Source organism: Paenibacillus sp. FSL L8-0494 (genome assembly GCF_038003695.1).
GTDB lineage: Bacteria > Bacillota > Bacilli > Paenibacillales > Paenibacillaceae > Paenibacillus_AQ > Paenibacillus_AQ odorifer.
The window spans coordinates 5,927,215-5,951,097 of record NZ_JBBOPQ010000001.1 but is presented as its reverse complement, the minus strand read 5'-3'; the positions used below and the strand labels follow the sequence as shown (position 1 = coordinate 5,951,097).

14 protein-coding genes are annotated in these 23,883 nt (G+C 43.3%); 13 read left to right on the top strand and 1 reads right to left on the bottom strand.

What is annotated here, in order from left to right:
* Positions 1-57 precede the first annotated feature (57 nt).
* The 8 genes from NYE35_RS26745 to NYE35_RS26710 all read left to right on the top strand — a co-directional run bounded on the left by NYE35_RS26745 (position 58) and on the right by NYE35_RS26710 (position 15,713).
* On the top strand, positions 58-1,470 hold the full coding sequence (locus NYE35_RS26745) for a glycoside hydrolase family 1 protein (protein WP_094901827.1): 1,413 nt from the start codon (positions 58-60) through the stop codon (positions 1,468-1,470).
* A 282-nt stretch (positions 1,471-1,752) separates the two neighbouring features.
* Complete coding sequence (locus tag NYE35_RS26740) at positions 1,753-3,597, top strand: beta-glucoside-specific PTS transporter subunit IIABC (protein ID WP_076104873.1); 1,845 nt, start codon at positions 1,753-1,755, stop codon at positions 3,595-3,597.
* Between the two features lie 130 nt (positions 3,598-3,727).
* Positions 3,728-4,567 carry a BglG family transcription antiterminator LicT gene (licT, locus tag NYE35_RS26735; protein WP_076104874.1) on the top strand — a complete coding sequence of 280 codons (840 nt, stop codon included), beginning with the start codon at positions 3,728-3,730 and terminating at the stop codon, positions 4,565-4,567.
* A 149-nt stretch (positions 4,568-4,716) separates the two neighbouring features.
* Positions 4,717-5,739, top strand: coding sequence for an ABC transporter substrate-binding protein (locus tag NYE35_RS26730; RefSeq protein ID WP_076104875.1), 1,023 nt, complete (start codon positions 4,717-4,719; stop codon positions 5,737-5,739).
* Positions 5,740-5,747: 8 nt separating this feature from the next.
* Positions 5,748-7,805 carry an iron ABC transporter permease gene (locus NYE35_RS26725; RefSeq protein ID WP_076104898.1) on the top strand — a complete coding sequence of 686 codons (2,058 nt, stop codon included), beginning with the start codon at positions 5,748-5,750 and terminating at the stop codon, positions 7,803-7,805.
* Between the two features lie 542 nt (positions 7,806-8,347).
* Positions 8,348-10,420: a peptidoglycan D,D-transpeptidase FtsI family protein gene (locus NYE35_RS26720; RefSeq protein WP_076296426.1), complete on the top strand. Its 2,073-nt coding sequence runs from the start codon at positions 8,348-8,350 to the stop codon at positions 10,418-10,420.
* A gap of 177 nt (positions 10,421-10,597) precedes the next feature.
* Positions 10,598-13,267: a copper amine oxidase N-terminal domain-containing protein gene (locus tag NYE35_RS26715; RefSeq protein WP_176462575.1), complete on the top strand. Its 2,670-nt coding sequence runs from the start codon at positions 10,598-10,600 to the stop codon at positions 13,265-13,267.
* A gap of 199 nt (positions 13,268-13,466) precedes the next feature.
* The gene (locus tag NYE35_RS26710; protein ID WP_341122258.1) at positions 13,467-15,713 is read left to right on the top strand and encodes an AraC family transcriptional regulator; all 2,247 of its coding nucleotides are present in this window, start codon (positions 13,467-13,469) and stop codon (positions 15,711-15,713) included.
* A gap of 65 nt (positions 15,714-15,778) precedes the next feature.
* On the opposite strand, the gene NYE35_RS26705 is transcribed toward NYE35_RS26710, so the two are convergent.
* Entirely contained in the window at positions 15,779-16,663 is an 885-nt protein-coding gene (locus tag NYE35_RS26705; RefSeq protein WP_036685426.1) for a carbohydrate ABC transporter permease, read from the bottom strand.
* Positions 16,664-17,046: 383 nt separating this feature from the next.
* Here NYE35_RS26705 and NYE35_RS26700 point away from each other — a divergent pair, with 383 nt between their 5' ends.
* The 5 genes from NYE35_RS26700 (at position 17,047) to NYE35_RS26680 (ending at position 23,840) form a co-directional block, all read left to right on the top strand.
* Positions 17,047-17,904: an ABC transporter permease gene (locus tag NYE35_RS26700; RefSeq protein WP_370510533.1), complete on the top strand. Its 858-nt coding sequence runs from the start codon at positions 17,047-17,049 to the stop codon at positions 17,902-17,904.
* 89 nt (positions 17,905-17,993) lie between these two features.
* Positions 17,994-19,550: an extracellular solute-binding protein gene (locus tag NYE35_RS26695; RefSeq protein ID WP_038573245.1), complete on the top strand. Its 1,557-nt coding sequence runs from the start codon at positions 17,994-17,996 to the stop codon at positions 19,548-19,550.
* 94 nt (positions 19,551-19,644) lie between these two features.
* On the top strand, positions 19,645-20,802 hold the full coding sequence (locus NYE35_RS26690) for a glycoside hydrolase family 88/105 protein (protein WP_076104879.1): 1,158 nt from the start codon (positions 19,645-19,647) through the stop codon (positions 20,800-20,802).
* Between the two features lie 5 nt (positions 20,803-20,807).
* Positions 20,808-22,178, top strand: a complete 1,371-nt coding sequence (locus tag NYE35_RS26685; RefSeq protein WP_076098811.1) for a glycoside hydrolase family 28 protein — start codon at positions 20,808-20,810, stop codon at positions 22,176-22,178.
* 75 nt (positions 22,179-22,253) lie between these two features.
* Positions 22,254-23,840: a glycoside hydrolase family 43 protein gene (locus NYE35_RS26680; protein ID WP_076213695.1), complete on the top strand. Its 1,587-nt coding sequence runs from the start codon at positions 22,254-22,256 to the stop codon at positions 23,838-23,840.
* Positions 23,841-23,883 lie beyond the last annotated feature (43 nt).

Sequence of the window (23,883 nt, the reverse complement as noted above, 5' to 3'; positions counted from 1 at the left end):
GGATTCGGATTAGAGCAGTAAACCTATACTATCACAATAGCAAAGGCGGGAAGAAATATGAACTTACAATTTCCAGAAGGATTCCTATGGGGTGGGGCTGTAGCCGCTAACCAGCTTGAAGGGGCATATCAGGATGATGGCAAAGGCTGGTCTACCCAAGATGTCATGCCACATGGCATTAAGTCTGCGCCTACAGAAGTTCCTACCGACGATAACATGAAGTTGATTGGCATCGACTTCTATCACCGATATAAAGAAGATATTAAGCTGTTTGCGGAAATGGGCTTTAAAGTATTCCGGACGTCTATTGCCTGGTCCCGGATTTTCCCGAAAGGGGACGAGCTGGAGCCGAATGAAAAAGGCCTGCAGTTCTACGATGATCTATTTGATGAGTGTCATAAATACGGCATTGAGCCGCTAGTTACTATCTCCCATTATGAGACCCCGCTGCATTTGGCACGAGAGTATGATGGATGGGTTAACCGTAAGATGGTGGATTTTTACGAGCGTTATGTGAGAACGATCTTTAATCGTTACAAGAACAAGGTTAAATACTGGCTGACCTTCAACGAGATCAATTCTATCCTAGAGTTCCCATTTATGAGTGGCGGAATCAATACTCCATTGGAGAAATTGAGTAAGCAGGATCTGTATCAGGCCATTCACCATGAGTTCATTGCAAGTGCTTTGGCGGTGAAGATCGGTCATGAGATCAATCCTGATTTCAAAATAGGCTGTATGGTGCTGAGCATGCCAATTTATCCGCTCACTCCGCATCCGGACGATTTGATCAAGGCGATGCAAAGCGATCACAAAAATATGTTTTTCGCGGATGTTCATAGCAGAGGTTATTATCCAGGATATATGAAACGGTTCTTTAAGGAAAATGGAATCCACATTCATTTTGAGCCAGGGGACGAAGAAATTCTGAAGCATACCGTGGATTTCATATCTTTCAGTTACTATATGAGCACATGTGAAACGGCCGATCCGGAGAAACAGATCAGAGGAGAAGGAAATCTGCTGGGCGGGGTAGCGAATCCGTATCTGGAAGCGAGCGAATGGGGTTGGCAGATCGATCCTCAGGGCTTGCGTTATGTGATGAATATGTTCTATGACCGATACCAAAAACCGCTATTTATCGTGGAAAATGGCCTTGGCGCCGTCGATCAGCTGGTTGTAGACGGGAACGGTGAGAAGATAGTAAACGACGATTACCGGATCAATTATTTGCGAGATCATTTGGTTCAAGTAGCAGAAGCTATTGCCGATGGCGTGGAAGTTATGGGGTATACGAGCTGGGGCTGCATCGACTTGGTTAGCGCAACAAGCGCCGAGCTGAAGAAACGTTATGGCTTCATTTATGTAGATCGTCATGATGATGGTTCAGGTACACTGGAGAGATACCGTAAGAAGTCCTTCCACTGGTACAAAGAAGTAATCGAATCGAATGGACAAAGCCTGTTCTAATAAAAAGAGTCCTGGTAATCAAGATATTCTTGATCTATCAGGGCTTTTTTTGTTATCCAATATTATACAGACCCTGGTTTATTGTTGACATCATTAATTGAACATGTTAATTTGTAAATAATAAATTAATCGGATATCAGGATTGCTACTGCATAGCAGGCAAAACCTAAGTTTCATTTATGTTTACGGGGATAATCTCTCTCGTACATAGATGTGATTTAGGTTTTTTTGTGTTCCCTGATATCCGTGATTAATTGATCTGTTACAAAGGGGTGTATAAAAATGAGTTATGAACAGCTAAGTAAAGACATTATCCAATCTGTCGGTGGGGAGAAGAATATTAACAATGTGATTCATTGTGCCACGCGACTAAGATTCACACTTAACGATGAGCAAAAAGCTGATAAAGAAAATTTGGAGAAAATGAAAGGGATTATTGGGGTAGTTAGCAAAGGGGGACAGTTTCAAGTTATAGTGGGTACCCATGTTGCTGATGTGTATAAAGAAATTGCCAAATCCATATCCCCTAACAGTGACTCTGGCGAGAACAAGGTAAAGAAACCCATAGGGACTCTGATTTTTGATGTTATTTCCAGAAGCTTCTCGCCTCTGATTGGTGCTTTAGCAGGTGCGGGTATGTTGAAAGCGCTATTAACTGTACTGGCTTCGTTACATGTTCTAAGTGCGGATAGCGAAACTTATAAAGTATTAGCGGGCGCTAGTAATGCCGTGTTTTATTTTCTACCCATTTTCTTAGGGATTACGTTATCGATTAGGCTGGGCGTGAATGCTTATGTGGGTGGTAGTATCGGCGCGGCCTTACTTGAGCCTAATATTACGGGATTAGCAAGTGTTGAATCTCCACATTTTTTAGGTATTCCTTTAGTAATTTCGGACTATTCATCAAGCGTGTTTCCGATTTTTATCGCCATCTGTATATACGCTTTATTGGATAAGCAGCTAAGAAAGTTTATACACAAGGATTTGCAGATGTTCTTAGTCCCTATGATATGTTTGATTGTGATTGTACCGTTAACTATTTTAGCGTTCGGACCGTTTGGCGTGAATGTAGGGAATTTAATTGGAGACGCTATTTTGTTCCTCAGTACGAAAAGCGGTATTGTTACAGGGGCAATTGTGGGAATAGCTTGGACATATTTGACTGTCCTCGGATTGCACTGGGGACTTGTGCCAATTATTCTTGAGAACATTGCTAAGGGTGGAGATCCGATATATGCAATGGCCGGCATGGCCATCTTCGCTCAGCTGGGTGTAGCGTTGGGGATCTTCCTGAAAACAAAAGACAAACAGTTGAAAACATTGGCCGGCAGTACATTTATACCAGGCGCGCTTTCAGGTGTGACAGAACCTATTATTTACGGATTGCTGACTCGTTACAAACGGACTTTCATTTATGTAACTATTGCGGGCGGTGTAGGTGGAGCACTTAGTGGTCTTTTCAAAGTGAAGATGGAAGTATTCGCATTTGTGAGCGTATTAAGTCTTCCCGCATTCTCTCCGCTGGCCGTTCAAGCGATTATAGCAGGTGTGACCATTGTATTGGCTATGGTAATTACCATGGTATTTGGTTATGAAGATAAAAAGAAAGTGAATATTGTAGAAGAAAAAACGAATACTGAAAAAAGCGAGGTTATCCTTTCTCACGCCGTGAAAAGTTCAACCGTTGTAAGCCCTCTGGCTGGTAATGTAATCCCTTTAACCTCAGTAGATGATGCTGCCTTTGCTTCTGAAGCAATGGGCAAGGGGATTGCAATTGAACCCACAGAAGGCAAGCTTTATTCACCGGTAAGTGGAGTTGTATCCACTATTTTCAGAACAGGTCATTGTATTGCGGTAGTATCGGATGAGGGTGTTGAGGTCCTGATTCATATCGGTATAGAAACCGTGAAGCTAAAAGGTAAATACTTTGATGTGAAGGTGCAAGAAGGAGCAACAGTTACACAGGGTGACCTATTGATTGAATTTGATTTTGAACAAATAAAAAATGAAGGTTATCAATGCACAACGCCGATAATTATTACCAATACGGCTAATTATAGTGATGTGATTGGTACCAATAAAACAGCTATTACACCGGGTGAAGATCTGCTGACTGTTGTAGTGTGATCTATTGAAGAGTCATAAGGTATGAATGGAATCGATCTCTTAGTACTGCTACTTAGAGATCGATTTTTTATTATAGAATACTATAAAAAAAGAGCTAGCTTTGTAAAATGAAAAGGTAAGGAGCTGTAATATGCGGATCGAAAAAGTGTTAAACAACAATGTTGTTACTGTCATAGATGACCAAAATTTTGAACTAGTAGTCATGGGAAGAGGACTGGCCTTTAAGAAAAAACGTGGTGACTTTTTAGAAGAAGATAAAATTGAAAAGATATTCACTTTAAGCAATCAAAAACTTTCAGATAAGCTAAAAACGCTGCTTTCTGAGATTCCAATCGAGCACATGGAGCTCTCAGAAGAGATTATCAACTTCGCCAAACTGCAGCTCGGTAAAATGCTGGATGACAGTATTTATGTTAGTCTGACAGATCATATCAGTTTTGCGCTGGAGAGATTCTCAAAAGGGATGAAGATTAAAAACGCCATGCTTTGGGAAATCAAAAGATTCTATAAAGAAGAATATGAGGTTGGGAAAGCTGCGCTTCAAATTATACATTCCAAGCTCGGAGTCAGACTTCCCGAAGATGAGGCTGGACATATTGCTCTCCATCTGGTGAATGCTGAACTAAATGAAGAGATGCCTAACATGGTGAATATCACCAAGATCATGAACGACATCCTAAATATCGTGAAGCGCCATTTCAGGCTAGAGTACGATGAGGAGTCCCTTGCTTATTACCGTTTTATCACTCATTTGAAATTTTTTGCACAACGTCTCATCAACGGTACTCCACCTCCTGATAATGAGAATGGCTTATTTATTTTGGTAAAGGAGCAGTATAAGGAAGCTTTCGCAAGCGTTGAGAAAATTAAAATCTATATTGATAAAACATACAATCGTGAGTTAACAAATGATGAAATGCTGTATCTGACCATACACATTGAAAGAATTACAAACCAGATCATGGAGTAGGGACGGTTAAGCATTAAATTTTAACTTTGACTTTCGGGAGAATCGCGTATAAGATTACTAATATGTTTTCTGTGATAATCATTATCAATAGATTGATAACAGTTATCATGGAATCAACTTCGAACGTTGAATCCAGGGGGATAAAGCAAATGCACAAAAGGTTAATTAGTTTATTTATGGTTATTGCTATTATATTGGTCGTATCAGGTTGTGGTACTAACCAAAAGAACAGTTCAACATCGAACGCGGGAGCAACTGATAAACCAGCTGCTGAAAACGCGGGCAGTGAATCTACAAGCGGTCCTATTGTATTAAAGGATTCTAAAGGTGAGATTACGCTGGACAAACCTGCGCAAAGAGTTGTGGTATTGGAATGGACCTTTACGGAGGATGTTATTGCACTGGGAGTGCAGCCAGTAGGTAATGCAGATAACGAAAACTATAAGCTGTATGTGACTTCTGAAGCACCGCTTGATGCAAATGTGACTGATGTTGGTTCCCGTGACGAGCCAGATCTGGAGACGATTGCTTCATTAAAGCCTGATCTGATTATTGCCAATACGGGTGGGCACGAAGGAATTTATGATCAACTTAAAAGTATCGCTCCAACACTGATTTTCGGCTTGTATCCGAATGAAGGAGAAGGCAATCAGTACACGCTGATGGAAGATACTTTCAAAACGATTGCAGCGGCAGTAGGCAAAACTGCAGAAGCCGATAAGGTTCTTGCTGATTTGGATGCACATTATACAGACGCAAAAGCAAAGCTGGCTGATGCAGGTAAGGAAGGCTTGAACTATGTACTGACACAAGCATACAGCTACCAGAATGCAGCAACGATGCGTCTTTTTACAGATAATTCACTTGCGGTACAAACTTTGGATCGGATCGGTCTGAAAAACGACTGGAAACCCGAAAATTTCGAGGTTTACGGATTCAGCACCTCTACAGTTGAAGCATTACCTGCGGTTCAGGATACAAATCTGATCTACATCGTCCAAGAGGATGATAATATTTTCACGAAAGAACTGAAGGATAATTCCGTTTGGAATGGCCTTAACTTTGTAAAAGAGAATCGCACCTTCGGATTGAGCAGTACTACTTGGGTGTTCGGCGGTCCGATCTCCTCCAAAGTTATCGTGGATGAAGTTGTAAATACATTAACGAAATGAGTGCGGTTATGAACGAAAAGAGTAGCAAAGAAGCCTCTATCGGAATGAACTGGCGGATCATTGGAATATTTGGGGGCGGCTTTGCCGTCCTCTTCATTCTGTTCGTTTTAAGTTTAGGCTTTGGGGAAGCCAAGATCCCTGCAGCTACTGTAATAGATGGCTTGCTGAATCGCCAAGATATAATGGAACATAATCTGCTCTGGGGTATCCGCATGCCACGTACAGTTATTGGTCTGCTGGCCGGGGCTGCTCTGGCTGTGGCTGGCGCATTATTGCAAACTATAACGAAAAACCCGCTTGCTTCCTCAGATACACTTGGGATTAATGCCGGGGCATACTTTATGGTCGTTCTTGGTATGGTAGCTTTTCCTGCTTTGCAGCATGAATTCCCATTTTTGCTGGCAGTTGCAGGGGGACTGCTTGCTGCTTTAGCCGCTTATTTACTGAGTGGAGGCAAGGCAGCCACACCTGTTCGGCTGGCTTTATCAGGTATGATCGTCTCCATGGTGCTCGGAGCGTTTACATCGGCCATACATATTTTTAAAAGAACTGAAACACAAAATCTGTTTTTATGGGGTTCTGGTTCCCTAATCCAGTTGGATTGGGACGGTGTTATATATGCCTGGCCTTTTGTCGTAGTGCTGCTATTGGCAGCGATATTTGCCGGCAGACAATTTGATGCGCTGGAGCTCGATGAGTCAACTGCCCGTTCACTTGGACAGCGAGTAGGGCTAATTCGGGCGACGGGTCTTGGCCTATCGGTATTAATGGCTGCGGTTGTAGTCAGCGTGGTTGGACCGATTGGCTTCGTCGGCTTAGTGGCTCCCCATCTTGTCCGGCTTAGCGGGATCCGCAAACATCGCCTGCTCATTCCTGCAAGCGCATTGTGGGGAGCACTGCTCATCACGGCAGCGGATACGCTTGCGCGTGTAGTGCGAAGCAGTGTGGGTGAAATGCCTGTTGGTGCAGTTATGGCGATTATTGGAGCCCCGTGGCTCATTTGGCTAGTACTCACCAAGATGAAAAATATATCGGGCTCAGGCTCTGGCCAATCATCGATGAGCATCGGTGGGGCGGGGCTGCGTCTGCGCTTTGTGCCGACGGCTATAGTTATGACCGTGCTGCTCATTGTTATTATCCTCGTAAGCTTATCGTTTGGGGGAACAAAAATACCGATCAGTGAATTGCTAAGCAGCCTGTTCCATAGGGGGGATCAATCCTATTCCGTCCTGCTGAATTTACGGCTTCCCCGTACACTCGTAGCGGCTGCAGGAGGGATCGCACTTGCAATCAGTGGTGTATTGATTCAGAGTGCTGTTCGAAATCCACTGGCAGATGCTTCTATTATTGGTGTGACCTCAGGGGCTGGCTTTGGTGCTTTGGCCGTAATGACCGTTTGGCCAGCATTGACGGTATTTGCAGTTCCGCTTGCCGCAATCGTGGGTGGGGCACTGGCTGCTGCTTTTGTCTTTTTTATGGCCTGGCGCAGGTCCTTGAATCCATCGGTTCTGATCTTGCTTGGAATCGCAGTCTCGGCTATTGCCTCTGCGGGAATCCAGGTTATGATCGTCAAAGGAAGTTTATGGAGCAGTAGCTCCTTAATTTGGTTAACCGGTTCGACTTATGGACGAAGCTGGAATCAATTTTACATCCTATTTGTATTCCTGCTTGTACTTGTACCGATTGCATACTATTTGGGACGGAAATGCGATTTGTTGGCATTTGGCGACGAGAGTTCAACAGGATTGGGCTTGCCGGTTCGAGGAACGCGGCTTTGGGCTATGATTATCGGTGTTTTGCTTGCAGCGGGAGCCGTTGCAAGTGTAGGAACAATAGGGTTCCTTGGACTCATGGCGCCGCATGCGGTGCGGATGATGATTGGTCATCATACGAGACGATCCATTGTTTTGTCAGGGTTACTTGGCGGCTTGATGCTCGTTATTGCCGATACGCTCGGAAGAACCATAATGGCGCCGAAAGAAATCCCTTCAGGCCTTATTATTATGCTGATTGGGGCTCCGTATTTCTTGTTTTTAATGTACCGGTCACAGGTTAGAAAAGTGTAGATTTTGCTATGGAAAAATCAGGGGGTGTCCCATCAGCTGTAAAAATAGCTGCTGGGGCACCCCCTGATTAATTTGAGCTTACTCCATCTAGAACACCTCAAACTTCGTTTCATTCGATTAAGATTTTCGCTTACGCTACAGCTATCGGACACAGCTGACCTTAAACGCAGCTTTATCTCGCATTTGAAGTGACAACGGACCGCATAGTCGCAATTGGCATGAAAAGTGCTTAATTTGCCCCTCTTCCTAAGGAGTAACGTCACTGGAGTCCGAAACCAAGCTCCAAAGGCTAAAAATCCGCATATAACGTCATCTGAGTCCTTAAGCCTCGGCGAATGATGACAATTTATTGGTGCAGGCCACCAACGCCCATAAACAAAAAGCAGCGATTCTCCCATACTGGGGAAAGCTGCTTTTTTAATTGGATATTATCGATTTGTGAACAATTATTTAACTATTATTCTTAATTTTGTATATTTTCGTTTGCTAGTTTATACTTTAATCTTATGCTGTAGAATTTTGGAAATAAGGAGTGGGATTATGTGAGGCTTTTCGACAGAAAAAGTGTACAAGACGGAAGCAAAACTATTAACAACTCTGGCGAATTAAGAATCAATATTTTTTTCTTTAGCACTTTTATTATTTTTTGTGTGATTATCCTACGCCTTGCGGTCTTGCAATTTGTCGAAGGACCTACGTTATCTGAAGCTGAGGCTAACCGGGATACGAAAATAGTGGCATTATCGGCACTGAGAGGGAATATCCTCGCTGCTGATGGTGAGAAATTGGCATACTCAACGCCCGTTCAATCTTTGTACCTTACTTTGGATAAGGAATATACCGCAACAAAAACAGATAAAACTACGAAAAAAGTTACCTTAACTGCTGAGGCAAATAATAAATCAAAGGCACTCGCCAGCAAGTTAGCAGAAGCCTTCGAAACTTATGGTGATCCTAATGAGAAAAAACTAACCACAGAAGAGATCCTTGAGTCTATGGATTTATATTCAAAAAAACTCTCTGGTTATGTAGCGCGAAGAATTAAATCAGGTTTAACTAAGAAAGAAATCGCTTATTTTTTAGAACACAAAAACGAATATCCAAACCTTGAAGTGATAGAGGAAAGCAGCAGGCATTATGATACCGATACGGTGGCTGTACAAGCTGTTGGCTACGTGAAATTTTTCAAATCCTCTACTAGTTTAGATCTTTATAAGGATGTACTTCAGGCGATGAAAAATAACCAGAACCCTGGACTTAACTATAAAGAGGATGAGCTAGTAGGCTTTGATGGCTTGGAGCTGCAATACCAGAAGGAGCTTCGGGGACAGAATGGTTATAAGGAAGTTTCCGTAGATCCGCAGAATATGGCAGAAAAAATTGTCAGTATTGAACCCCCGGTCAAAGGAAGCACTATCTGGACTACCCTTAATAAAAAAATTCAGCTAAAGACCGAAGAAGCCATTAAAGATCAGATTCAGTGGTTGCATTCACACACCGTTCAGGGAGAAACACATCCTGATGCTTTAACAGGTTACGCTGTAGCCATGGAAGTGGATACAGGTAATGTTATTGCTATGGCAAGCATGCCTGACTATGATACCAACAACTGGGCTACGGGTTCGATCTCTCCAGAGGTGTATAAAAAAATTGAAAAGCATTACCAAAATGGAACGATAACTCCATACTCATCGGGAAGATCAGGGCATAATTTTGAATCTACCGTGCTGCTCGGTTCGACTATAAAACCATTGAGTGTGTTAATTGGCTTAAAAGAGGGCTTTATAAGTACTTCTTCTACTTATCAAGATAAGGGGATCACCTCATTTGGTAGAGAAGGACATGAGACGAATGTAAGGAACTCATCCAATCATGTATACGGCTCTTTGTACCCTTATACAGCCATTGAAAAATCTTCAAACGTATATATGGTTGATATGATCGGGAAAAAATTGTACGAAAAATACAAGTCTAAGGGCATTGGGGTATGGGACACATATATGAAAGAATTCGGTCTGGGTGTTCCAACAGGGATAGGTTTACCAAGGGAATACTTGGGTGATTTAAATTATAAAGCTGAAGCTAAAGCGGGTTCAGTTCAGTCGGCACTTGTTTATGCTTCTTTTGGGCAGCAGGGACGTTATACCGTTCTACAGTTGGCGCAATATGCGGCTACACTAGCCAATGAAGGGCAACGAATCAAACCACAGCTAGTAAGCAAGATCACGGACTCCAAAGGTAAAGTTATCAAAGAATTCAAACGGGAAGTGCTTGATGAAGTGACTACTTTCGATAAATCCTATTGGCGGGAGATAAAGAAAGGGATGAACAGTGACGTTAAAAGTGCCTTCGGTGATTTCCCCTATGATTTTGCACGTAAAACAGGGACTTCACAACAGACGGATAGTAAAAACATAAACCGTGATAACGGAGTGTTTATAGCTTTTGCACCACGTGAAAATCCAAAACTTGCTGTAGCTGTAGTTATTCCTGAAGGCGGATTTGGATCTAGTAGTGCAGCACCTGTAGCGAGAAAAATTTTTGATGCTTATGATTGGGAGTACGGATTGGATGGAATTCCGAAGAAAAATGTGGATAAAAGTATCAACGAATAACCAAAAGGAGAGCGCGAACTGCGCTTTCTTTTTCTTTTTACAGAGCGGTTTGTGGCGGATGAAAGAAACGGGTTCCAGATTAAAATATTGTAACCATAAAGCGTGAAACTTTTATCCTAGTATGAGCGTCAAAGGGGTAGGAAAAAAATGTATTCGTCATTCCAGGAGGGTGAATCTGTGAAGAAGTTATGGATTTCTATTTTAGTGGGCTTATTAGTTTTGCCGATGATGTTTCAATCTTCAGTGAAAGCTGCTACTGCGCCCATCAGTATTTTTATTGACGGGGTTCGATTGTCCACAGATCAAGCACCGGTGATGGTGAATGGACGGACAATGGTACCCTTACGGGCAATTTTTGAAGCCTTTAATGCCTCTATCAAGTGGAATCAGAAAACACAAACTGTAACAGCAACTAAAGATGATACAACGATTATGTTAAAGATTGGCTCAAAGACAGCCACGATTAACAATAAAGCTGTAACTCTAGATGTGCCTGGTCAGAATTTGAAAGGGAGAACGATGGTTCCTACACGGTTTGTCAGTGAGGCACTGGGTCATGATGTGGGTTGGAACCCAAGCACCAAAGTAGTGACCATAACGACTTCCGGCGGTAAAACTGGAACTGTAAATCCGGCATCGAATGTACAGTTGAAGGATGTAAGTGATAACGGTGACGGCCGTGATCTTCAGGTCAGCTTCACCCAATCTTCTAATGAAGCTCTTGTGGATCATTACCGGGTAATGATTGTAAAGGCTTGGAGCACTTTTAATATCTCATCTGCACAAAAGGTTACATCCGCCAATTATTCTACTGTTTTAGCTAGAGGCACTAATCCTACGATTAGAATGACCGCAAATTCAAGGGATGTTGATGGTGACCTCATTAAAGGTAATCAGACCTATGTAGCTTATGTTTTCGCAGTGGGTAAAGGCAATAATACCAGCGCTCTTTCGTATAGTTCTGCGACTATATCGCTTAATACTAATACCGTAGTCGTTGCCCCAAGTAATGTACAAGTAAGTGATGTGAGCGATTATAGTGATGGCCGCGATTTAGCCGTAAGTTTTAATAAGGTATCGGATGAATCCAAGGTGAGTTCTTACCGGATATTTGTAGTCAAAGCTACTAATTATTCTTCTTTTAATTTGGCGGCAGCAAATGCTGTTAGCAGTTCAAATTACACACAGGTCAACAAAACAGGCTCCAATATTACCCAGATCTTATCGTCTGGAGCGAGGGATGTGGATGGTGCCCTCATTAAGACGGGAGTTGGTTACCGTGTGTTTGTTATGGGGGTAGATAGTGGCAGTAATACAGCCAATAATTTATTGTCTGCTGCTTCATCTGCGATTACGCTGTCCTCGGTCAATGTTTCTAATTTAAGTGTAAGCGACGTTAGTGACTTTGGAGATGGCCGGGATTTAAAAGTATCCTTTAACCACGCTACAGATGAAACGTATATCAGCCAGTACCGGATTCTAGTTGTGCCTACAGCTTATTCCAACAACTTTAGTTTATCTGAGGCGAATAATGTCTCCAGCTCTTACTACACAACGGTGAGCACAACAGGATCTAGCACCAGTCAAGTGTTAGCCTCATCTGCAAGAGACGTGCGTGGTAATTTGATTAAGAATGGAACACCTTACAGAGTGTATGTGTTAACGATTGGAAGCGGGAAGAATTTGGGCACCAACATTCTCTCAACGGATTCAACATTAATTACGTTGGCTGTTGACTACAATGTGAGTGCTGTCTACAATTTGGATGTAAGCGACGTAAATGACTATGATGATGGCCGGGATTTAAGAGTATCCTTTGACCACGCTACGAATGAAACGTATATTAGCCAGTATCGAATCCTGGTTGTACCTACTTCCTATTACAACAGCTTCAGTTTATCTGACGCCAATAATGTGTACAGTTCCAACTACACAGCAGTGAGCACCACAGGATCCAGCACCAATCAAGTGTTAACCTCGTCATCAAGGGACGTGCGCGGTAACCTAATAAAGAGTGGAATCAATTACAGAGTATATGTTTTAACAGTCGGAAGCGGGAATTACTCGGGCAGCAATGTTCTTTCTTCTGGTTCACCTTTAATTACGTTGAATGTAGATTACAAATTGGCTCCTATTTCGAGCTTGGATGTAAGGGACGTTAATGATTACGAAGACGGTCGGGATTTAAAAGTATCCTTTAACCATGCCACGGATGAAACGTACATTAGCCAGTATCGAATCCTGATTGTACCTACTTCCTATTACAGCAGCTTTAGTTTAACCCAGGCAAATGCTGTTTCTAGCTCCAATTACACAGCGGTAGGCACTTCTGGAAATAACACCAGTCAAGTCTTGGATTCTTCAGCCAGAGACGTAAACGGAAATTTAATAAAGAGTGGAATCAGTTACAGAGTGTATGTGTTAACGATTGGCAGCGGCAAGTACTCAGGCACTAATGTGTTGTCCTCAGAGTCGAATGCCATAACTTTATCCACTAAGCTGCCGGTAACCTCTGTCACCAATGTAACGTACAGTGTGGATGAGGGTAAAATACTAGTAAGTTTCAACCGTTCCTCTAACGAGTCTAACATTTCGGAATATCGAATTCTGGTGGTTCCATCCAAACAAGGTTTTGGTTCAGCGGAAGCAATTGAGGTGAAATCCTCGTATTATACGTCGATAACGCCTAACGGAACGAATCCTACAATTGTAGCCTCGAGAAGAGATGTTAATGGTGCATTAATTGTTAAAGGTGTTAAATATAAAGTATATGTTCTTGCGGTAGCCAATAATAATGGCGTGCAGAGTGGTGGTCTTTCGGATTCAACGGAAGAGATTGAAATATAAGAATAAGGAATAAAGGCATTATAATATAAGGCAAAAAACCTTCATTGAGCACTGGGCTTGATGAAGCGTTTTTTTGCCTTGTTTTTTTGTTTTCTATTTTTAATAAAAATAGGGTTGCGATTATACACATTTAAAACATTTGGTTTAACCTATTGGAAGCGCTATAATTGAAAATAATTACATGCTTAAGGAGTCTATCATGAAAAAAGGCAGGATATTCTACAAGATTTTTGTTCCTATTCTAGTGCTGGGGATTGGCCTGGTTATTAGCTTCGGTGGCTATATTTATCTGACGACGATTAATTCGGTAAATGAGAGAGTAGCGGATGATAAACAGAGTTTAATTACCCAAATTAAAAACACTCTGGAACAGAAAATTCAGACCATCGAATACGCTTTTAATACTTACAGTACCACCAGTTCCTTCAGAGAGGTTGTGCAGAATCCGATCACGGAGCAGGATTTTGAGGAGTATCGCGAGATTAATTCCCAGCTTAACTACATTGCCAGTATGGGGATGGATTTTGTTAATTATTCTCTAATCAGTTTGGAGCAGAAATGGCAGATTTCTAATGGGAAGCTTTCACATTTAACGGAAGAAGAGAGCAGGACACTTTATGAGAGCTATATCAATAACCGTAGACGGGGTTTATTTTGGGTTAAGACGGATAAAGGCATCCGCTTTGTAAATACCCTGCCGGTATTCTCACAGACCAAACAGGCGATTGCCTTATCTGATATATCACTTCAGACCTTGCAGAGCACCCTTCAGACCGAAGGAAACACACCAGTGTTTATTCTTAACCGGGAGGGTGAGCTTTTATATGAGTCGGAAACCGGGAAGTCCCTGCTGACTAGTAATCAGCTTAGCCATATTACTAATGTTGCCGGAGGCGGGGGGCAATTGGGGACGATTGCCATGGAGCGGGCTGATCACCAATCGATAAAAGCTATTTATGCTAAATCTTCTTATAATAATTGGATTTACGTAACTCTTTTGGATAAATCAGAAATTTCAGATGCACTAAAGACAACCCGATTCGGGATTGTGATGATGGTACTGCTTATTACATTGTTGATTGCGGTAGTCGCTTACGTTATCTCTTTGTATTTCACCAAGCCATTCCGGCAGATTCAGCGCCGATTATTACCTGCCAATGCAGAGCTAGAGCCCAAGAATGAGGTAGACTGGATTATTAATTCGATTGATACCATCTTATCGGAGAAAGAAAGCCTAGAGGGTCTCATTGAGTCTGAGATGCCTAAGTTGGAAACTCAGTTTATTCTAAATCTATTTCGTAGCCGGATATCTCAAGAAGAGCTGAATCAAGGTTTGCCTCGTTTCGGTTATGAGCTGTCACAGAATTCGGTGTATGCAACGCTGCTGATACAGCTGGATAACTATGGGGAACGGCAGGCTAGCGACAAGGACCTTCTGCTTGTGGCGGTCAACAAACTGGTGGAAGAGCTGATTCCGCAGGAGAAGCGGATGATTCCTATCCTATTAAATGACCGTACACAAGCGACCATCCTGATTTTTGAGGGAGCGAATGAACAGGAGAACCGGAGAATAGCACTGGACTATGCGAAGATAATTATTCGAACAGCTAGAGAAATCCTGAAACTATCCGTTAGTGTTGGAATAAGCAATTTTTACGATAATTTATTATTTAGTAAGGAAGCTTGTGAGATGAGTAAGCAGGCGCTGCACCATCGTTTAAATCTGGGAAAAGAGTCCATCATTTTCTATGAGGATATATCGAAGGTAATCTCGGGTCCAGTTCTACTGCATTATCCGTCTGAGTTTGAGTCCCAGTTATTTGACGCGATTCGGATTGGAGATGAAGAACAAGTCTCCTGTTCTCTGTATCCATTACTCGGGGAAATGATGAAGCACAGTAAGAATCCTTTGAATTTCGAAGTCACATTAATACGTTTCGTCAACAATCTGATTCAGCTGGAGCAGCTGCTGGGTGTAGAGGTTCTGCTGACAGAGGACAATTCTACGTTGTACCACCGATTGTTAGACATCCGTAATCCGGAAGAGATCGAACGCATTTTGGTCAAAGAAGTTATTCATCCGATGGTGACCAGTGTTAAGGAGAAGACAGACCGTCAGTTCCGCCTTTTATCTGATAAAATTGCGGTGATTGTCCGCTCAGAATTTGATCAGGACTTAACGTTAGAATTAATCGGTGATCGCCTTCATTACAGTCCGAACTATTTAAGCAGTATTTTCAAAAAAGAGTACGGGATGACGTTTAGCGAATATCTAATGAACTATCGCCTGGAAATGGCTAAGAAGTGGCTTGTAGAAACGGATATGACGATTAAAGAAATTGCTGAAAGGCTGCAGTACCATAATCCGCAGAACTTTATTCGATCCTTCCGTAAAAAAGAACATGTAACACCAGGTGCATACCGAACCCAGAAACAGGAGAAGTAAGGCGCTGAACACAAACAGCCAGCCCCGGGAGACCGGGGCTGGCTGTTTTGTATAGCTGCAATGTTTTAGCCTTTTACAGAACCCAGCAGGGCTCCTTTGGTGAAGTGTTTTTGTACGAAAGGATAGGCGAGCAGCATTGGAACGGTTGCGACTACGATAACCGCCATCTTGATGGTTTGAGCAGGTGGGATAATATCAACAGAAGCATTATCTCCCTGCATCCCGCTGGCGACGATAACAATTTGGCGCAGCAGGACTTGTATAGGCCACTTTGTGGAGTCCGTCATATATAAAACTGCACTCATATAAGTATTCCAGTAAGCTACCCCGTAGAACAAGGAGAGGGTCGCGATAGATGGCATCGCCAGCGGAAGCATGATTTTGAAAAATACACCAAAATCATTAGAGCCGTCAATCTTGGCTGATTCCTCTAGCCCTTCCGGCAGCGCCTGGAAGAAGTTGCGCATAATGATCAGGTTAAAAGCATTGATCGCAACAGGCATGATCATGGACCAGTAGGAATCGATTAACCCGAAATATTTAACTACTAGGAAAGTAGGGATCATCCCTCCGCTGAAGAGCATGGAGAACACGATTACGAAATTGATAAAATCTCTTCCGTACAGATATTTTCTAGATAATCCATAAGCCATTAAAGAGGTAAGAACCATACTAACAACTGTACCCACTAAGGTTACACCGATGGATACGCCAAGCCCTTTAAAGATAGTAGGCGTTGACAGTATATAACGGTAAGCATCCAAAGAGAATGTCGTCGGGAACAGGATGAAGCTTTTTTCTACTACCTCCTGTGTTGAAGCAAAGGAACTGGCAAACACATTGACAAAGGGTAAAAGACAGGCTAGGGCAATGAGTGTAAGCAGTGTGGTATTTACAATAGTAAACAGCCGGCTACCCATAGTTTCTTTTTTAAAAGATGATTGCGACATGCAGATATCCTCCTTGTAATCGTTTCATTGAAACTTTAACAGGGGTCTGTTATTCCGTATATAATCATTAGCTTGGGCTTTGTTTTGGGAGGAAAAAGCGTGATAAGGCATAGATGATCTTTATGTATTGTAGTAATCACTATAAGATGCACGGGCCTGGAAAACCTTATAGCTGTAGGGTTCTTGGAGTATCAGTATCTGATGATTATATACGTAATGGACGAATGATCGTAATCTGGGAATCGTAAAGAAACGCGATCAAGGAGGCCGATCAGGTGAAAGAGGCAAACGTCACCATGCTGAACACGAAAGTTAATCCATTAAGAAAAAAGCGAACGGGGCCTAGCTGGCTGAGTTTAAAAAGAAACAAGTTATTGTATCTAATGATACTCCCGGGATTTTTGTATTTTGTTATTTTTAAGTACCTGCCTATGGGCGGTCTTATCATTGCATTTCAGGACTATCAGCCGTTTCTGGGTATAGCGGATAGCCCGTGGGTTGGGTTTAAGCATTTCGTCCGATTGTTTACAGAACCTACCTTCTTTATGCTATTGAGTAATACACTTATCTTGTTTGCATTAAACATTTTTATTTTCTTCCCGCTACCTATTATAGTGGCGCTGATGCTTAACGAAGTTCAGCACAAGTTATTTAAGAGCACCATTCAAACGATTATTTATATCCCCCATTTCATGTCATGGGTTATCATCGTCTCCATTTCCTATGTATTTATGAATGTGGATGGAGGGGTGCTGAATGAGATGTTGGCGGCCTTTGGGATGCAGAAGATCAGCTTTTTGACTTCTCCCGAGTGGTTGCGTACCGTGTATATCGGACAGATCATTTGGAAAGAAATTGGTTGGTCAACCATTATTTATTTGGCAGCCATTACCGTAGTGGATACGCAGTTATATGAAGCAGCTGAGATGGATGGAGCGGCAAGATTGCGCAAAACATGGCATATCACCCTGCCGGCGATTCGTCCAATCATTATTACCTTGCTTATTCTGAAGATTGGCCACACGCTGGATCTGGGCTTTGAGCATATGTACTTGCTGATCAATTCCTTGAACCGCGAAGTTGGAGAAATTTTCGATACCTATATCTATACAGCTGGTTTAAAGAACGGACAATTGAGTTTCAGTACCACAGTAGGTCTGTTCAAGGGTGTGGTTGGCTTGATTCTCGTTATGCTGTCGAACAAGTTAGCCAAAAAAATCGGCGAAGATGGTGTTTACTAGGCTTCACAGTATGCTGAATTCTTACCTCTGCCTTAAGGGCAGAGGTGGAAGATACAACAACAAATACATTAGTAAAAGGGGTAATGTTGATGAATCGCAATTACAAAAAAATTGCAGCCTTAATGTTGTGTAGCGGGTTAGTACTCACTGCATGCGGAGGAGGCAATAACGCGAAGGAGTCAAATTCTTCAAATGGGGGAACGAATTCAACGGCTAAAACAACTGCTGCACCTGCAGATGTGCTAGATGCTAAAGCAAAGATTAGCTGGCTGAACATTTTACAAACGTCTACAACACCAACGGGTCCTATTCTGGAAAAAATTGAAGAATTAACGAATACAGAGATTGAATTCTCATGGATTCCGGATCCTTCCAAAGAAGAACGTATTAATACTTCATTAGCATCGAATTCCCTAGCGGACATCGTTACCCTGACTATTCTTGATAACTCTTCTGTACGTAATGCACTGAAGGCCGGTATGTTCTGGGAAGTAAGTCCTTATCTTGATGAGTTCCCGAATTTGGCTAAAATTTCACAGGATACACGTACATCGGCATCGATTGCAGGTAAGCTGTACGGGGTTCCTTTCCAGAAGTCCTTGGCTAGAAACGGCGTTGTTATCCGTAAAGATTGGCTGGATAAGCTTGGACTGCAGGTTCCAAAAACAACAGATGAGTTGATGGAAGTTGCGAAAGCGTTTACCGAAAAAGACCCTGATGGTAATGGCAAGAAGGATACCACAGGCTTCATGGACCGCAGCGATCTTGTATATGGAGCATTTAAGACGTTGGGCTCATACTTTGGAACACCGAACTATTGGAGCGTTGACGATGCGGGTAAAATGACACCTGAGTTCGATACAGAGGCTTATGTTAAAACCATGGATTATATGAAGACTCTTTATGATGGTGGGTATATCAATCAGGATTTTGCTGTGACGGCTAAAACAGATCAGCAGCAGAATTTTGCGCAAGGAAAGGCTGGAATTTATGTGGGTGCCTTGTTTGACAGCAAGAACCTGCTAAATCTGTCTAAGGGCATACAGGATGGCATGGATTTGGTTATGGTTAACGATATCACTTCCACTGGCAATGAAGCAGATCGTGCCATCTGGGCTGGTAATAACGGAATTGGGGGACTGCTGTCTTTCCCGAAATCCGAAGTTAAGGATGAAAATGAGTTAAGACGGATCTTGAAATTTGTTAATGATCTTATGAATGAAGATGTCTATGGCTTGATGACCTACGGTATTAAGGATGTTCACTACACAATTGATGGAGAACAAGCGGTTACGATTAAGGATACGGATCTCTGGAAGCAAGAAGTTCAGCCATTTTCGGCATCTCGTCCATTAGAGAATGGGTTCATTATCCATGATGCTGATCCACTCAAAGTTGAAGCTGATAAGCTGATCGTTGAGAATGCTAAATATGCTGTACTGAATCCTGCTTACTCTCTGGAATCTGAGACCTATTCTACTCAAGGATCTGAATTGCAGAAGATTATGACAGATGCCACTTATAAATATATTCTTGGCAAAATTGATTTGAACGGATTTAAAGCTGAGGTTGAAAAGTGGAAGAAATCCGGCGGCAGCAAAATCATTACTGAATATGAAGCTGCTTATAAGGCTGTAAATCCTTAAGAAGTACTACAGACTATATTCTAAGAAAATAGTAGATGGGTCCTAAATGGGGAGGCTGCGTTTAGGACCATATCTATTCAAACAGGAGGAAAAAATGAAAGACAACAATGCACTAAGGAGTATGGGCTGGGGTGTTCGAATGGCAGATTCGATTATGGAGCGAACGCCAAGATTATATGAGGATAACGGATATCATGGAAAATGGTCTTATGATTATGGAGTCATCTTGAAGGGTTTTGAGCTGCTGTGGAGACAGACCGGGCAGGTTAAATATTATCAATTCATCAAAGATAATATGGATTATTTTATTGAGGAAGACGGCTCTGTGAAGGGATATCGCCTGAGCGAACATAATATTGATCACTTAAATAATGGAAAGATCCTATTTGTGCTCCATAAAGAAACTGGGTTAGCGAAATATAAAATGGCTGCAGATTTATTAAGAAAGCAGATAACAACGCATCCTCGAACCTCAGAAGGTGCGTTTTGGCATAAGAATGTATATCCTTATCAGATTTGGCTGGATGGCTTGTATATGGGCTCTCCTTTCTATCTGGAGTATTTACTTGAGTATGAAGGCGGCAAGGGTCTGGACGATGTGACCCGGCAATTTATTCTGTGCGAGCGTCATACCAAGGATACTGAGACGGGTCTCCTGTTTCACGCATGGGATGAAAAGCGGGTACAGCCGTGGTGCGATCCTGAAACGGGGTTGTCTCCGAACTTTTGGGGGCGTTCGCTGGGCTGGTATGTGATGGCGCTAGTGGATGTACTCGGCATGCTCCCTAAGGAACACGCGGATTACGAGATCTTGGCACGTATTCTGACAGATACGCTGACAGCGCTTCGTCAGGTTCAGGATGCTGATGCCGGAGTCTGGTATCAGGTTGTAAACATGGGCGGCCGTAAAGGCAATTATTTGGAGGCTTCTGCCTCAAGTATGATCACCTATGCAATGGCTAAGGGCATTCGGATTGGTGTACTGGATGCTAGTTGGTTCGAGACACTTGACCGTGCTTATCAAGGCCTTATTACTGAATTTGTGCTGGAAACCAAAAATGGCTGGGTTAACCTGAATAAAAACTGCCAGGTCGCTGGACTCGGTGGTGAAGACCGGAGAGATGGTACTTACACCTATTATATCAGTGAACCGATTGTTACCAATGATCAGAAGGGGCTTGGCGCATTCCTCCTGGCTTGCGGAGAATATGAATATTTGCAGCGTCCTGCCGTGACGAAAGGGAGCGAGTGAAGCGCATGTCTATCTACAATATAAATGACTACGGAGCACATCCTAATAGTGCAGAGCCTTCAACGGAAGCGATAGCCCGTGCCATTCATGCGGCAAGCGAGGCAGGGGGAGGAACAGTTTATGTTCCTTCCGGGCACTATCAGACAGGCGCTATCTTCATGAAAAGCAATATTGAGCTACAGCTTAGTCCTGGAGCTGAGCTTAGCTTCAGCTCTGATCCTAACGATTATCCGGTGGTGAGTTCCCGCTGGGAGGGCGTGAAACAGAACGTCCATGCTTCATGTATTTTTGGAATAAATCTAGAGAATGTATCGGTTACAGGTGCAGGCAAGCTGGATGGAAGGGGCGCACCTTGGTGGGATAAACATCGGAATTCTCCTGATTCACTGCTGTATCCCCGCCCGAAGCTTATCAGCTTCGACAACTGCCGTAGAGTTACGCTCAGAGATCTGACACTCGTAAACTCCCCAAGCTGGACTGTGAATCCTATTTGTTGCCAGGATGTTACGATTGATAATCTGTCGATCTATAATCCGGCGGATTCGCCTAATACAGACGGCATTGACCCAGAATCCTGTGTGAATGTCCGCATCAGCAACTGCAATATCGATGTGGGTGATGACTGCATCGCCATTAAAGCAGGGACGGAGGATACGAAGGAGCGGGTTGCGTGTGAGAATATCACGATAACTAACTGCACGATGATTCATGGTCACGGCGGTGTGGTGCTGGGAAGCGAAATGAGCGGAGATATCCGTAATATCGTGATCAGCAATTGCGTGTTCAAGCAGACAGACCGCGGAATTCGGCTGAAGTCCAGACGCGGGCGCGGAGGTGTTGTCGAAGATATTCGTGTCAGTAATATCGTGATGGAGGACGTGATCTGTCCGTTTATTCTTAATCTTTATTATTTCTGCGGACCACGTGGTAAGGACAAATACGTATGGGACAAGAATCCTTATCCGGTGACGGAGGAGACCCCCTGCTTCCGACGGATTCATTTTGCTAATATTACTGCTCGGAATGTTCACGCTGCTGCAGGTTTTCTTTACGGCCTTGCGGAGCAATACATTTCAGAAATTACCTTTTCCGATATTGATATTTCCATGGCAGAGAATGCAATCCCTGGTCGTCCAGCCATGATGTCAGGAATCCAGGATATGAACAACCGTGGGTTCTATCTTGGCAACGTAAGAGATATCCGCTTCCGCCAAGTGACGATCGAGAATCATGAGGGACCGGCTTTTTATATTGAAAATGGAGAAACGGTAGATATCACCGGTTGCCAATCGAGAAACACCCGTAAAGTGGAAGAATTAGTACAGCAGGTGACCGTTATCCCGTCACAGGAAGATCTAAGTGAGCAGACAGACTGATAATTGAACAGGATAGACTGCAGATTTGCTTAGGGTGAAGGGTGCGGATGTATGGAAATAGGAAGGAGTATGAAGATGATTACAGATAATATTCAGACTGGAATTATTCACAATCCCATATTAAAAGGCTTCAATCCTGACCCTTGTATTGTAAGAGCGGGGGAGATGTATTATATTGCTGTTTCTTCTTTTGAATGGCTGCCCGGTGTAAGGGTGTATCAATCAGCGGACTTAGCAGACTGGGAGCATTGCACAGATATTCTGACTCATCAGGTGGATCTGCGGGGAAATCCGAAAAATTGCAGTATCTGGGCTCCACAGCTTAGCTATTATGACGGTTTGTTTTATCTGATTTATACCGATGTTAAGAGCACTAAAAGGCCTTTTAAAGATTGTCATAACTATCTGATCACTGCGGAGGATATTGAGGGACCTTGGTCTGACCCGGTATACCTGAATAGCAGCGGGTTTGATCCATCTCTGTACCATGATGAGGATGGGCGCAAATGGCTGCTGAATGAGCTGTGGGATTACCGGATTACGGAAGGCAACAAGTCCTGCGGAATTGTAATTCAGGAGTACGATCCAGAGCAATGCCAATTAATAGGTGAACCTGTGAAAATCTTTGATTGCACGCCGCTGAAGAAGACGGAAGCGCCGCATATTTACAAGCGGGGAGGTTATTACTACTTAATTACGGCAGAAGGTGGCACTGGATCGGGGCATGCCGTAACCGTAGCGCGCTCCAAGGCGCTGCTGGGTCCGTATGAGGTGGATCCGCTCAATCCGATGTTGACCTCACGGGATAATCCCGAGCTGCCGCTTCAATGTGCCGGCCATGGAAGTCTGGTAGAGACACCAGAAGGTGAATGGTATATGGCCCATTTGTGTACCCGCCCCCTGGAAGGCGAATACGCCATACTGGGGAGAGAGACTGCCGTTCAGCAGGTGCACTGGAATGAGGAGGGCTGGTTAAGACTAACCTCAGGCGGAAATGCGCCACAGCTCAAGGTACCAGCACCTAAAGGAACGAAGGTCCTGAAACAAGTGCGGACGCTTGAATTCGAGGATGATTTTAACGGCCCGGAATTGAAAAAGAACTGGAATACACTGCGGATTCCTAGGAATGAAAGCTGGTGTTCCCTTGCTGAAAGACCGGGCTGGTTAAGAATCAGGGCCGGGGAATCCGTGCAGAGTCTGTTTGAGCATCATATTCTGGCTATTCGCCAGACGGATATAAGCTTCCGCGCCGAAACAGCGCTTGAATATGAACCGAATACTTATCTGCAGATGGCAGGACTACTGTTATACCTGAATGAAGATAACTATCTTTATGCGTATATCAGCCATGAAGAAGGACGTGGCAAGGTGCTGCGGTTAATGCGCTGTCAGCGGGATGAATTCACTGCGGAGCCTGTAATGATTGAACTAAATGCAGGGGAGACACTGCGGATCGCGGTTGAGGTGCAGGAAGTGACTGGGCAATTTGTTTATCTTAAGGGTGACGATACGGAGTGGAAGCCACTTGGCGATCCGCAGAATATCAGCTTTTTATCGGGAGGCTTCACTGGGAACTTTGTTGGCATTGCGGCGCATGATATGCAGCAGTTCGGTGGCAGCAGTGCTGATTTCGCATATTTCCGTTATCAGGGCAAGGAATAATACACACGGCTTTACTAAGGAAGGGGTTGCTCTGAGGACAGGG